This is a genomic window from Microvirga sp. VF16 (assembly GCF_016864375.1).
Lineage (GTDB): Bacteria > Pseudomonadota > Alphaproteobacteria > Rhizobiales > Beijerinckiaceae > Microvirga.
In genome coordinates, this window is record NZ_CP069354.1 from 5,359,169 (window position 1) to 5,372,414 (window position 13,246).

The window sequence follows — 13,246 nt, forward strand, 5'->3', positions numbered from 1 at the left end:
TCTCCCTAATTCCATTTTGTTGAGTTTCGGCGCTGGAATTGCGGCATATCTTGTATGGCAACATACAAATTTTGACAAGCCGGTTCGGTTGTGGCCATACTCAGCTTACGCAGAGCACCTTTCCACCAGAGGATGCGCCTGCAACGGTATTTTCTTTTGACTTGGGAGATGCCAGCAAGTAGTGAGACATACGACAAGTTGGCCTGCCGGATCGGGCAAATCACCTGTGAGGCCGGCCACTGCTCCGGACCCTGGCGCAGGCTTGGCGGATTGCTTCCGAACGATCGGAAGCAGCATCAAACACTTCAGTCTCCAGCGCCTTGCAAGAGGCACGCAACGGTTCCATGAACGAAAGCTCTTTCCTCTCCGGCCTGTCCCTCAACACCGTCGCTCGCAAGCGCAATCTCGTGAGCGATCTGGCGGAAGCGATCTCGCGCGAGATCGCCGAAGGGCGGCTGCAGGCAGGAGACCGTCTGCCCACCGAGGCGGAGCTCGCTTCGGCCGCTGGCGTCAGCCGGACCGTGGTGCGCGAGGCCGTGGCGGCGCTGAAAGCCGCCAAGCTCGTTCAGACCCGCCAGGGCGCCGGCGCCTTCGTGCTGCCACCTCCGCCGAAATCCGATTTCTTCGCTTCCCTCAGCAGCGGCGAGGTCGACGATATCCTGGCCATGCTGGAACTGCGCCTGGCGGTGGAAGTGGAAGCTGCTTCGCTTGCTGCGGTGCGCCGAACGGACGAGGAAATGGCCGCGCTCGACCGGGCTCTCGAGAACATCACCAAGGGCGAGGATTACGGTATCGCGGCGGATCTCGAATTCCACCGTATTCTCGCGGGCGCGACCAAGAACCCTTATTTCGCCCGCTTCCTGGATTTCCTTGGAGAGTTCGCCGTGCCGCGCCGCGCCGGCCCCTTGAGCCCGATGGGTGACGATCAACATGACTATCTCGGCGTGATCGAGCGCGAACACCGGGCCATCCGAGATGCCATTGCGATGGGCGACTCGAACCTCGCCGCCGCCATGATGCGCGCACATCTCGCCAACAGCCGCAACCGCTACTCGGCCCGGATTCTGAAGGCCTCTGCCAAGCCTGCCCCCAAGGCCGTCAAAGCCCGCGCCGCCGCCAAGGCTTAAGCCAGAACAAGTTATTCAAAGGGCTGCCGCACTTGACAGTCAGCCCCAAAACGGCGACGAATTTTGTAAGTTGTATGATATATGGCCTTTGTGCCGTAAGGCGTGGGGAGTGAAACAAGAATGTCCAAGCGATCGCCCGAGCAGTTGAGAAGCCACCGCTGGTTTGGCGTCACCGATCTGCGCTCCTTCGGGCATCGGTCCCGCACGCTCCAGATGGGCTATGCGCGTGAAGACTTCATGGGCAAGCCGGTCATCGCGATCATCAACACTTGGAGCGACATCAATCCGTGCCACGCCCATTTCCGTGTGCGCGTCGAGGACGTGAAGCGCGGCGTGTGGCAGGCGGGCGGCTTCCCGATCGAATTGCCGGCGATGTCCCTGTCGGAGAACTTCGTCAAGCCGACCACCATGCTTTATCGCAACCTCCTCGCGCTGGAAGTGGAGGAGTTGCTGCGCTCGCACCCGGTCGACGGCGCGGTGCTCATGGGCGGATGTGATAAGACGACGCCTGCGACAGTGATGGGCGCGATCAGCATGAATCTGCCGATGATCTTCATGCCCGCGGGCCCGATGATCCGCGGTCACCATGCCGGCACGATCCTGGGTTCCGGCTCCGACATCTGGAAATACTGGGCCGAGAAGGAAGCCGGCACCATCACGAACCAGCAGTGGAACGACATGGAAGCCGGCATCGCTCGCTCGCCCGGCACCTGCATGACCATGGGCACCGCCTCCACCATGACGTCCATCGTCGAGGCGCTGGGCTTAAGCCTTCCCGGCGCTGCCTCCATTCCGGCGGTCGATGCCGCGCATCCGCGCATGGCGAGCCTCACCGGCCGGAAGATCGTCGAGATGGTATGGGACGATCTGAAACCTAGCGACATTCTCACGCGCCGCTCGTTCGAGAACGCGCTGATGGTTCACAATGCGCTTGCCGGTTCGACGAACGCTATGATCCATCTCGTGGCGATGGCAGGCCGCGCAGGCGTCGAGGTTTCACTGCAGGATTTCGACGACTTCGCCCAGAAGGTGCCGGTGATCGCCAATCTTCGTCCGTCGGGCGAATGGTTGATGGAGGATTTCCACATCGCCGGCGGCATCCGCGGTCTTCTTTCACGTCTCGCGCCGCTGCTCCATCTCGACGAACGCACCGTGACCGGAACCCTGCGCGACGCGCTCGACGGCGCGGCGGTCTACAACGATGATGTCATCCGCCCGCTCGACAAGCCGATCGCCGCCTCCGGCGGCACGGCCATCCTGCGCGGCAACCTGGCGCCGAAGGGTTGCGTGATCAAGCCGCCTGCAGCAGAACCGCGACTGCTGCAGCATACGGGTCCGGCCATCGTCTTCGACACCTATGACGAGATGACGAAAGCGGTGAACGATCTCGATCTCGACGTCACGCCCGACCATATCATGGTGCTGCGCAATGCCGGCCCCATCGGCGGCCCGGGCATGCCCGAATGGGGCATGCTGCCGATCCCGAAGAAGCTCCTGAAGCAGGGCGTGCGGGACATGTTGCGCATCTCGGACGCGCGCATGAGCGGCACCAGCTACGGCGCCTGCATCCTGCACGTCTCGCCGGAGGCACATATCGGCGGTCCGCTCGCGGCGGTGCGCACAGGCGACCTGATTACGGTCGACGTGCCGAACCGCTCGATCCATCTTCATGTGAGCGACGAGCAGATCACGGATCGCCTGCGCACCTGGTCACCGCCGCCGCGCGATTATCCGCGCGGCTACAACAAGCTCTTCGCCCAGCACATTCGCCAAGCGGACGAAGGCTGCGACTTCGACTTCCTGGAAGGATCCGGCGGCGTACCGGAGCCCGAAATTTACTGATTCTCCCCAACTGCTGACAGCACTGCCTTGCGGCGGAGTTGTCAGCATTTTTGTGTCCGCTCATGAGCATCAAGAGAACCGCCTTCGGCACCATCGACGACCAAGAGGTCGAAGCTTTCGACATCGAGACAGGCTCGATCCACGCCACGATCATCACTTATGCGGCAGTCTTGAGCCGCTTGTTCGTTCCCGATGGTGACGGACGGCAGGCCGACATCGTCCTAGGCTACGACGATCCGGCATCCTATGTTCAGAATCGCGGCTCGGCCGGAGCGATCTGCGGCCGCTATGCCAACCGCATCGCCGATGCACGATTCACGCTCGATGGCGAGACCTATTCCCTCTCGGCCAACGAGCCGCCCAACCACATCCACGGCGGCTTTGGCGGTTTCAGCAAAAGGATCTGGACGGGCGAGCCCGACACGGCGAACAACGCTGTTCGGCTGACTTTGCACAGGCCTGACGGCGATGAGGGCTATCCAGGCGCTGTCACTGCTTCCGTGACCTACAGGCTGACGGATGATCCGGCACTCGAGATCGTCATGGAGGCAACGACGGATCGTCCGACCGTGATGAACATGGCCTATCACGGCTATTGGAATCTGGCTGGTCACGATTCGGGCCATATCCGCGATCAGCATCTCCTGATCGACGCGGATCGATACACCCCGGTCGGGCCCGGCAAGATCCCGACCGGCGCATTAGCGCCGGTCTCCGGCACGGCCTTCGACTTCAGATCGTCACGGCCCATCGGCACAATGATCGACGATACCACCCAGCTTCCCGAAGCCGGGTACGATCACAATTTCTGTCTCAACGACAATGGGCAGCCTCTGCGCCGCGCTGCGCGCGCGGTCGATCCCGTCTCGCGCAGAGGATTGGAGATCTGGACCAACCAGCCAGGCGTCCAGTTCTATACGGCCAATCATTTCGGCAAGGCTTCCGCCATCGGCAAGGGTGGCGCCATTTACGAGAAACATGCCGGGTTCGCGCTCGAAACCCAGAACTTCCCGAACGCGCCGAACATTCCACACTTCCCTTCGGCGGTGCTGCGCCCTGGCGAGACTTACCGCCACATCATGCGCATTCCGTTCTTTATCGCTTGAGGCGAGACAGCTTCGCTCGTCGTGGACACGAAATATGTCACCCGAGCTTGTCTCCTTCAATGCATTTCACACGCACGGAAGGGTCGGATCTTCTGACCGTCGCGAGCGAATTGTCAAACCTGCGTTGATGGTTGAGCAGGTACAGAACCGATCCGATGACCACGAGAGCCCCTGCCATCACATGCAGCTTCGGCTCGTCGCCGAACACGAAGAACCCCACAGGGATCGCCCAGACGAGCTTGGTGTATTGCATGGGAGCGACGCTGGATACCGGAGCCAAGCGCAGGGACTCGATCATGAGGAACTGCGCCGACACCATCACGAGACCCGCGACGATGACCAGGCCGACATCGCTCCATGCGGGAGCATGGCTGAGGAACACGCCGGGCAGACTCGCAGTCAGCAGTCCTGCCATGACCGCCGCGACCATGATGGCGCGGTTTTCCTGCGAGCCGATCGTGCGCATGATCAGGATGACGCCGGCGCCCACGAAGACGTTCATGAAGGCTGCCAGGTGTCCGAGGGACAAGGCGGCATATCCCGGCTGCACCATGATCAGGATGCCGGAGAAGCCGACGAGGATGGCGATCCAGCGCGCCGGCCCCGTGCGCTCGCCGAGCAACCACGCGGCCGCAACCGTGACGACGAGCGGCGAGCCGAAGGTGATGGCATAGACATCGGCAAGCGGCAGAAGCGAGAAAGCATAGAAGCCGGACACCGTACCGACGCCGGCGAGAAAGCCGCGGCCGATCAGCATCTTCGGATTACGGATGGCCGAGAGTCTGTACGCCTTGTCGCGCCAGATGACGATACCCACCACGATACAGGCGACGCTCGCCTGCATGGCGATGATCTGGAAGATGGGGTAGCGCAGAGAGAGGAGTTTCACCAAGGTGTCGCTGGTCGCAAATAGCCCGTTTGCGGCGATCGCAAAGAGGACACCTGTCAATCGGGTCACGGGCGTATCCCACCTGGCTCATGAGGCTGCAGCCCCATCTTAGTTGCCGGTCATCATACATTCTTTTCCAAGAGTCGGAATTCCCGCAGCGCATGGGTGGGAAGCGTTCTGGTGGGAGAAACAAACGAAAAAGGCGGCCCAAAGGCCGCCTTCCGTTAGGGCAAGATCGACTCGAACTTAAGCCGCGATCGACGTCTGCGGCGCAGCCGAGCGCACGTCCGAATCCACATGGCTCTCGAAGCGCTTGAAGTTCTCGTTGAACATGTCGATCAGGCGCTTGGCGGTCTCGGCGAACTCCGCCTTGTTCTGCCAGGTCTTGACCGGATACAGGATATGCGGCTCGACGCCGGGCACCGAGGTCGGCACCGCGAAGCCGAAGTAAGGATCGCGGCGGAAATCGGCGCGGGAGAGCGAGCCGTCCAGCGCCGCCGTCAGCAGGCGGCGGGTGACGCGGATCGGCATGCGACGGCCGACACCGTATTTGCCGCCGGTCCAGCCGGTGTTGACGAGCCAGCAATCCACCGAATGCTTGGCGATGAGATCGCGCAGCAGGTTCCCATACTCGGACGGGTGACGCGGCATGAAGGGCGCACCGAAGCAGGTCGAGAAGGTGGCTTCCGGATCTTTCACGCCCTTTTCCGTGCCCGCCACCTTCGCGGTGTAGCCGGAGAGGAAGTGATACATGGCCTCGGCCGGCGTCAGCTTCGCGATCGGAGGCAGCACGCCGAAGGCATCGCAGGTGAGCATCACGATGTTCTTCGGGATGCCCGCGCGGCCGGTGGCGCTCGCATTGGGAATGAAGTCGAGCGGATAAGCGCAGCGCGTGTTCTCCGTCTTCGACGCGTCGTCGAAATCGGGAAGGCGCGTGACCGGATCGATCGTCACGTTTTCCAGCACCGTGCCGAAGCGCTCGGTGGTGGCAAAGATCTCGGGCTCCGCCTCGCGGGACAGGCGGATGGTCTTGGCGTAGCAACCGCCCTCGAAGTTGAACACGCCGTTCGGACCCCAGCCATGCTCGTCGTCGCCGAGCAGGACGCGGTTCGGATCGGCGGAGAGCGTCGTCTTGCCGGTGCCGGACAGGCCGAAGAACACGGCCACATCACCCTTGTCGCCCACATTGGCCGAGCAATGCATGGGCATGACCTTCTGGGCGGGCAGGACATAGTTGAGATAGGTGAAGACCGACTTCTTCATCTCGCCCGCATAGGACGTGCCGCCGATGAGCACGATCTTGCGCTTGAAGTCGCAGGCGATCACCGTCTCCGTGCGGCAGCCATGGCGGGCCGGATCGGCCTTGAAGGACGGCAGGTCGATGATGGTGAGCCCGGGGACGTAATCGGCAAGCTCGCCGCGGTCGGGACGGATCAGCAGGTTGCGGATGAAGAGCGAGTGCCAGGCATATTCCGTGAAGACGCGCGCCTTGACCCGGTAGGCCGGATCGGCACCGCCATAGAGATCCTGCGCGAACAGTTCCTTGCCTTCGGCATGGGCCAGGAAGTCGGCCAGCAGGGTATCGAAATGACCGGGGGTGATGGCGCCGTTATTGTCCCACCACACGGTATTTTCCGTGGTCTCGTCGCGTACCACGAACTTGTCCTTGGGCGAACGGCCCGTATGGACGCCGGTGTCGGCCAGAAGCGCACCGCCCTGGACGAGCTTGGTCTCGCCCCGGGTCAGGGACTGCTCGTAGAGCGCGGGCGCCTCAAGATTCCAATAGACCCGTTTGAGATTGCGGAGGCCGGAGGCCTCTGCGCCCTGTGCGCTGTTGAAGACGCCGATATTTTCCACGGAAGACTTCTCCTGATTGGCGGCCACCGCGCAGCCGGATGAGCTGCCGTCCGCTGGCCGTCACATGGGTAGGGTCAAACAATCCTGGCAAAATTTTGCCGTCTCGCTTGAACATGGGAACCTTCTTTAGGTCAGCTGACGGTGTCGTCAACTGAGGTCGTTTCATCGCATTCTATTTTTTCGAGAGCCAGACCTCCATCGGCTCCAATCCTTAGAATTTTAAGGTATTTTCGGAATTCTTTCGTATGATTGACGAGCTATTTTCGCCGCAAGTCCGCCCCTCCTCGCGCCAGAGCCATCGGCCGAAGGGCCGGTCGAGGGAGGCGAAGGCGTTCTGTCCGAACCGTAATGGAGCGTTCATCCGCAGTTGAACCCACCGCCCTTAGACACCACTATCAGGCCTGCCCCTGGTCGCGGCCTGGGGGAAAACCATATTTATGCCACGAGAAAGGCGCAGTTGGGGACATTTTAGGGCCCTCTGCGTTGTCAGACGAGTCAGAACGCTGACAATCGTCCGTGCCAAGCTAAGGAAGAGTTCATGCCAACGATCGCCCTTGTCGATGACGATCGCAACATCCTGACCTCTGTTTCCATCGCCCTCGAAGCGGAGGGCTACCGCATCCAGACCTATACGGACGGGGCCTCGGCCCTGGACGGGCTCAAGCACGCCCCACCGGATCTGGCGATCTTCGACATCAAGATGCCGCGCATGGACGGCATGGAGCTCCTGCGCCGCCTGCGCCAGAAATCGGATCTGCCGGTGATCTTCCTGACCTCCAAGGACGAGGAGATCGACGAGTTGTTCGGTCTCAAGATGGGCGCCGACGACTTCATCCGGAAGCCCTTCTCCCAGCGCCTCCTCGTCGAGCGCGTGAAGGCCGTTCTGCGCCGCTTCGCCCCCAAGGACCAGAGCGCCCCCAAGGAAGCCGATCCGAAGGCCCTGGAGCGCGGCCAGCTCAAGATGGACCCGGAGCGCCATGCCTGCACCTGGAAGGGCGAGCCGGTGACCCTCACCGTGACGGAATTCCTGATCCTGCAGGCGCTTGCCACGCGCCCGGGGGTGGTGAAAAGCCGCAACGCCCTGATGGATGCGGCCTATGACGACCAGGTTTATGTGGACGACCGCACCATCGACAGCCACATCAAGCGCCTGCGCAAGAAGTTCAAGTCGGTTGACCAGAGTTTCGAAATGATCGAGACCCTCTACGGCGTGGGCTACCGTTTCAAGGAAGCCTGACGCTTTGGTGGCACAAGCAACCTGGCAAGCAACCTGGAAAGACGGCCATGGTTCGGTGGAAGGGAAACCGGACCATGTTTGAACGAGTGGCATGAAGGCTGATCCCATCCACGCCGAGGCGGCATTCGACGATCCGCCCGCACCGCAGGGCGCCCTGGCACGGCTGAAGCATTTCGGCCGCATGATCGTGCAGCGCGGCTCGTCGAGCCTGACGCGCCGGATCGTCGTGCTCAACCTCGCAGGGCTCGTGGTCCTGCTCGTCGGCTTTCTCTATCTCAACCAGTTCCGCGAAGGCCTGATCGAGGCCCGGGTGCAGAGCCTTCTCACCCAGGGCGAGATCATCGCGGGCGCGATCGCCAGTTCCGCGACGGTCGAGACCAATACCATCACGATCGATCCGGACCAGCTCCTGCAGATGCAGGCGGGCGAGACGGAGCGGTTTGCCGACGAATCCTTTTCGTCGCTTGAGTTCTCCATCAATCCCGAGCGCGTCGCCCCCCTGCTGCGCCGGCTGGTGACGCCGACCAAGACCCGCGCCCGCATCTTCGACCGGGAAGGCTTGCTGCTTCTCGATTCCCGGTCGTTCTATTCCCGCGGCGACATCCTGCGCATGGACCTGCCGCCGGTCGCCAATGTCGAGAACACGACGAGCTTCATCGAGCGCACCTGGAACAGCTTCCGCAAGATGTTCCGGCGCACCGTACGGCCGGTGCAGGAAGAGGTAGGGCCCGCCAACGGCAAGTCCCTGCCGGAGGTACAGCAGGCTTTTGCCGGCCAGCAATCGAGCGTGGTGCGCGTCAACAACCGGGGCGAGACCATCGTCTCCGTGGCCGTGCCGATCCAGCGTTTCCGCACGGTGCAAGGCGCGCTCCTGCTCTCGACCCAGGAAGGCGACATCGACGCCATCATCGCCTCCGAGCGCTTCGCCCTGCTCCAGGTCTTCCTGGTGGCGGCCGCGGTGATGATCGTCCTGTCGCTCTTCCTCGCCGGCGCCATCGCGGGCCCGGTCCGCCGGCTCGCGGAGGCGGCGGAGCGGGTGCGCTGGGGGACCAAGTCGCGCGAGGAAATTCCCGATTTTACTGCCCGTTCCGACGAGATCGGCCATCTGTCGGGCGCCCTGCGCGACATGACCAGGGCGCTCTACAACCGCATCGACGCCATCGAGAGTTTTGCCGCGGACGTGGCGCATGAATTGAAGAACCCCCTGACCTCGCTGCGCAGCGCCGTGGAGACACTGCCGCTCGCCCGCAGCGACGAATCCCGCGAGCGCCTCCTGTCGATCATCCAGCATGACGTGAAGCGCCTCGACCGCCTGATCAGCGACATCTCGGACGCCTCGCGCCTCGATGCGGAGCTTGCCCGCGCCGATGCGGAGCCGGTGGACATGGTGCGTCTTCTCGATGCCGTGGTGTCGGTCGCCAACGAGCGCCGCCAGGAGCACGACCCGCTCATCACGCTCAGCATCGACAGGCAGGCCCAAGGCCGTGACGCCTTCCTGGTCCTCGGCCATGACAGCCGCTTGGGTCAGGTCTTTAACAACCTGATCGACAACGCGCGCTCGTTCTCGCCACTCGACGAGACCGTGAGGGTCTCCATGCGCCGGCGCAAGAACCAAGTCGAGATCCTCGTCGAGGACAGTGGCCCTGGCATCGAGCCCGATGCCCTCGACCGGATCTTCGAGCGCTTCTACACCGACCGACCCGAGCAGGGCTTCGGCCAGAATTCGGGCCTCGGCCTGTCCATCTCCCGCCAGATCATCGAGGCCCATCGCGGCACGATCCGCGCCGAGAACCGGCTCGGGTCTCCCGATGAGGATGGTGAACCAACCCGGCTCGGCGCCCGCTTCGTCATCCGTCTTCCGGTCGAGGGAGCGAAGGCCAAGAAGGAGCAGGAGAAGAAGGACAGGGCCAAGCGCGAAACAGGGAAGAAAGTGTCTTGAGCGCGCATGAGACCATCCATGCCGGTTGCGTGCTCGTCGGTGAGGCGGGTCTCCTGATCCGGGGTGTTTCGGGATCCGGCAAGTCGACGCTGGCCCGCGAGGTGGTATCGCTCGCTCTCAGGGCGGGCCGTTTCGGAAGGCTGGTCAGTGACGATCGCACCTGCCTTGAGGCGCATCATGGCCGTCTTCTGGCGCGGCCGGTGGAACCTCTCGGAGGCCACATCGAGGTCTTCGGTCTCGGCATCGTCCGACAATCCTTCGAAAAAGCTGCCGTCGTTCGCCTGGTGGTCGATCTCTGCGATGATCCTGCCCGCTATCCGGAGGAGCAGGACAAGCATGTCATCCTCTGCGGCGTCATGATCCCTCGCATCCGGATGCAAGCCGGGGCAATCTCGGCAGATGTCGCCCTGGACAGCCTGAGTGGTGTTTGCGACACGGTAGTGACACTGTGATGAACTTTTCCTCTCAATGCTCTTGCGCTTGGCTTCGCAGTGCACAAAATAGCGGCTCCGCTCTCGGAGCGTTCGGACTTGTAACATTATGATTGGAATGGTGCTCGTCACCCACGGGCAGCTCGCGACGGAATTCAAAGCGGCGCTCGAGCATGTCGTGGGTCCGCAAGAGCAGCTTGAAACGATCACGATCGGCCCCGACGACGACATGGAGACACGGCGCAAGGACATCATGGCCGCCGTGTGCCGGGTCAACTCGGGACAGGGGGTCGTGGTTCTGACGGACATGTTCGGCGGTACGCCCTCGAACCTCGCCCTGTCGTGCATGAATGGCGGCTCCGTCGAGGTGGTCGCCGGCATCAACCTGCCCATGCTCATCAAGTTGGCCTCCGTCCGCGACGAAGAACCGCTGTCCGACGCCGTCTCCCATGCCCAGGAGGCGGGGCGTAAATACATCAACATCGCCTCGCGCGTTCTCTCGGGAAAGTGACCGTCATGGACCGGCCCCTCGATCAGGACTGTCCGCCTGCCATCGTGCCCAACGGAGCCGAGGTCCGGGAGCTTCCCATCATCAACCGCCGGGGCCTGCATGCCCGTGCCTCGGCCAAATTCGTCCAGACCGTCGAGCGCTTCAACTCCGACGTTACGGTGACCCGCTGCGGCGAGACCGTGGGCGGGCGCTCGATCATGGGCCTTCTCACCCTGGCGGCCGCCCAGGGTACCTCGATCACCGTCACAGCCAAGGGCGCAGACGCCGGCCTCTGCCTCCAGGCCATCGACGACCTCCTCGCCAACCGGTTCGGCGAGGACGAATAGGGTTCCTCTTACAACACTCCCTCTGTCATTCCGGGGCGCCGCAGACGAGCCCGGAATCCATAAACACGACGTCCCCAAAAGGGGAGAGTCGCGTCACCCTTAACTTGCATTGTTAGCGGTTATGGATTCCAGGCTCCGCTACGCGGCCCCGGAATGACAGTAAGAGCCCTCTCGCCAAGAAACATATAAAGACATCTTTATATCTTGATTGCCTCTCTCGGCGAGCTCTGGTAGAGACAGCACCAATTCAACCGACAGGGCATTTTTCGGCGAAGTGGATCCGGTTCGCCGCCAAAAATGCGGTCAATAGCTCTACGTGCAAAGAGAGGCCATCATGGCGCAGGATTACATCGTCAAAGACATCAGCCTTGCCGATTTCGGCCGCAAGGAGATCTCGATCGCCGAGACCGAGATGCCGGGCCTGATGGCCATCCGCGAGGAATATGGTTCGAAGCAGCCCCTGAAGGGTGCCCGCATCGCCGGCTCGCTGCACATGACGATCCAGACCGCGGTGCTGATCGAGACCCTTAAAAGCCTCGGCGCCGACATCCGCTGGGTCTCCTGCAACATCTATTCCACCCAGGACCATGCCGCCGCCGCCATCGCGGCCGCAGGCATCCCGGTCTTCGCCTATAAGGGCGAGACCCTGACCGAGTACTGGGACTACACCGCCAAGCTGTTCGACTGGCATGGCGGCGGCGTGCCGAACATGATCCTCGACGACGGTGGCGATGCCACCATGCTCGTCCATCTGGGTCTTCGCGCCGAGCAGGGCGACGTAGCCTTCCTCGATAAGCCGGGTGCGGAAGAAGAGGAAGTCCTCTTCGCGCTCATCAAGCGCCTGCTCAAGGAAAAGCCGAAGGGCTGGTTCGCGGAAATCGCCGCCTCGATCAAGGGCGTCTCGGAAGAGACCACCACGGGCGTTCACCGCCTCTACATCATGGCCAAGGAGGGCAAGCTCCTCTTCCCGGCGATCAACGTCAACGACTCGGTCACCAAGTCGAAGTTCGACAACCTCTATGGCTGCCGCGAGTCGTTGGTCGACGGCATCCGCCGCGGCACGGACGTGATGATGGCCGGCAAGGTCGCCATGGTGGCGGGCTTCGGCGATGTGGGCAAGGGCTCGGCCGCCTCGCTCCGCCAGGCCGGCTGCCGCGTGCTCGTGTCGGAAGTCGACCCGATCTGCGCCCTCCAGGCCGCCATGGAAGGCTATGAGGTCACGACCATGGAGGACGCGGCTCCCCGTGCCGACATCTTCGTCACCGCCACTGGCAACAAGGATGTCATCACCCTCGACCACATGCGGGCGATGAAGGACCGGGCCATCGTCTGCAACATCGGCCACTTCGACAACGAGATCCAGGTCGCGGGCCTGAAGAACCTCAAGTGGACCAACATCAAGCCGCAGGTCGACGAGATCACGTTCCCCGACGGGCACCGCATCATCCTGCTCTCGGAAGGCCGCCTTGTGAACCTCGGCAACGCCATGGGTCACCCGTCCTTCGTGATGTCGGCCTCGTTCACCAACCAGACGCTCGCCCAGATCGAGCTCTGGAACAACGCCGGCAAGTACGAGAAGAAGGTCTACACCCTGCCGAAGCACCTGGACGAGAAGGTCGCCTCGCTGCACCTCGAAAAGATCGGCGTGAAGCTCACCAAGCTGCGTCCCGACCAGGCGTCCTATATCGGCGTCTCCGAGAAGGGCCCGTTCAAGCCGGATCACTACCGCTACTGATCGGCTGTTCGATGATGGATCGTCAAAGCCCGGCTCCGGCCGGGCTTTTTCTTTGTTCGATGGCTTGAGCATCGGACCCAAAAGTGGAAGGCACTTTTGGGATCTATCCGATGCTCCCTCCTTTAATGAGCGCATCGTTCAGAGTGGAAAACCGGAGCCACTTTTCGCTGGCGCGGCCCGCTGGGTCCGCACGATGCGCCGGCGAATCGACAGAATGTCGCACCGGCATGTGTGTGTCACAAATGC

The 13,246-nt window shown here is 62.5% G+C and carries 11 protein-coding genes; 9 read left to right on the forward strand and 2 right to left on the reverse strand.

The genetic code is table 11. The features are described 5' to 3' along the window. Positions 1-344: 344 nt before the first annotated feature. The 3 genes from JO965_RS25185 (at position 345) to JO965_RS25195 (ending at position 4,075) form a co-directional block, all read left to right on the forward strand. On the forward strand, positions 345-1,127 hold the full coding sequence (locus tag JO965_RS25185) for a FadR/GntR family transcriptional regulator (RefSeq protein ID WP_203441654.1): 783 nt from the start codon (positions 345-347) through the stop codon (positions 1,125-1,127). Positions 1,128-1,247: 120 nt separating this feature from the next. Next, positions 1,248-2,969, forward strand: coding sequence for an L-arabinonate dehydratase (gene araD, locus JO965_RS25190; protein ID WP_203441655.1), 1,722 nt, complete (start codon positions 1,248-1,250; stop codon positions 2,967-2,969). Between the two features lie 62 nt (positions 2,970-3,031). Beyond that, entirely contained in the window at positions 3,032-4,075 is a 1,044-nt protein-coding gene (locus JO965_RS25195) for an aldose epimerase family protein (protein ID WP_203441656.1), read from the forward strand. 37 nt (positions 4,076-4,112) lie between these two features. Here JO965_RS25195 and JO965_RS25200 read toward each other — a convergent pair whose 3' ends face one another. Further along, on the reverse strand, positions 4,113-5,033 hold the full coding sequence (locus tag JO965_RS25200; RefSeq protein WP_203441657.1) for a DMT family transporter: 921 nt from the start codon (positions 5,031-5,033) through the stop codon (positions 4,113-4,115). A 177-nt stretch (positions 5,034-5,210) separates the two neighbouring features. Next, on the reverse strand, positions 5,211-6,821 hold the full coding sequence (locus JO965_RS25205; protein ID WP_203441658.1) for a phosphoenolpyruvate carboxykinase: 1,611 nt from the start codon (positions 6,819-6,821) through the stop codon (positions 5,211-5,213). Positions 6,822-7,359: 538 nt separating this feature from the next. Between JO965_RS25205 and JO965_RS25210 the strand changes: the two genes are divergently transcribed. From JO965_RS25210 to ahcY, 6 genes are all read left to right on the forward strand, one after another. Then, on the forward strand, positions 7,360-8,058 hold the full coding sequence (locus JO965_RS25210; RefSeq protein WP_036354150.1) for a response regulator transcription factor: 699 nt from the start codon (positions 7,360-7,362) through the stop codon (positions 8,056-8,058). 91 nt (positions 8,059-8,149) lie between these two features. Next, positions 8,150-9,997, forward strand: coding sequence for a sensor histidine kinase (locus JO965_RS25215; RefSeq protein ID WP_203441659.1), 1,848 nt, complete (start codon positions 8,150-8,152; stop codon positions 9,995-9,997). Then, a complete protein-coding gene (locus JO965_RS25220; RefSeq protein ID WP_203441660.1) occupies positions 9,994-10,449 on the forward strand; it encodes an HPr kinase/phosphorylase in 456 nt (151 codons plus the stop codon). The genes JO965_RS25215 and JO965_RS25220 overlap by 4 nt, the downstream gene beginning before the upstream one ends. 88 nt (positions 10,450-10,537) lie before the next feature. Next, positions 10,538-10,939, forward strand: a complete 402-nt coding sequence (locus JO965_RS25225; protein ID WP_036360951.1) for a PTS sugar transporter subunit IIA — start codon at positions 10,538-10,540, stop codon at positions 10,937-10,939. A gap of 5 nt (positions 10,940-10,944) precedes the next feature. Continuing rightward, a complete protein-coding gene (locus JO965_RS25230; RefSeq protein ID WP_203441661.1) occupies positions 10,945-11,265 on the forward strand; it encodes an HPr family phosphocarrier protein in 321 nt (106 codons plus the stop codon). 334 nt (positions 11,266-11,599) lie between these two features. After that, entirely contained in the window at positions 11,600-13,000 is a 1,401-nt protein-coding gene (ahcY, locus tag JO965_RS25235) for an adenosylhomocysteinase (protein WP_203441662.1), read from the forward strand. Positions 13,001-13,246 lie beyond the last annotated feature (246 nt).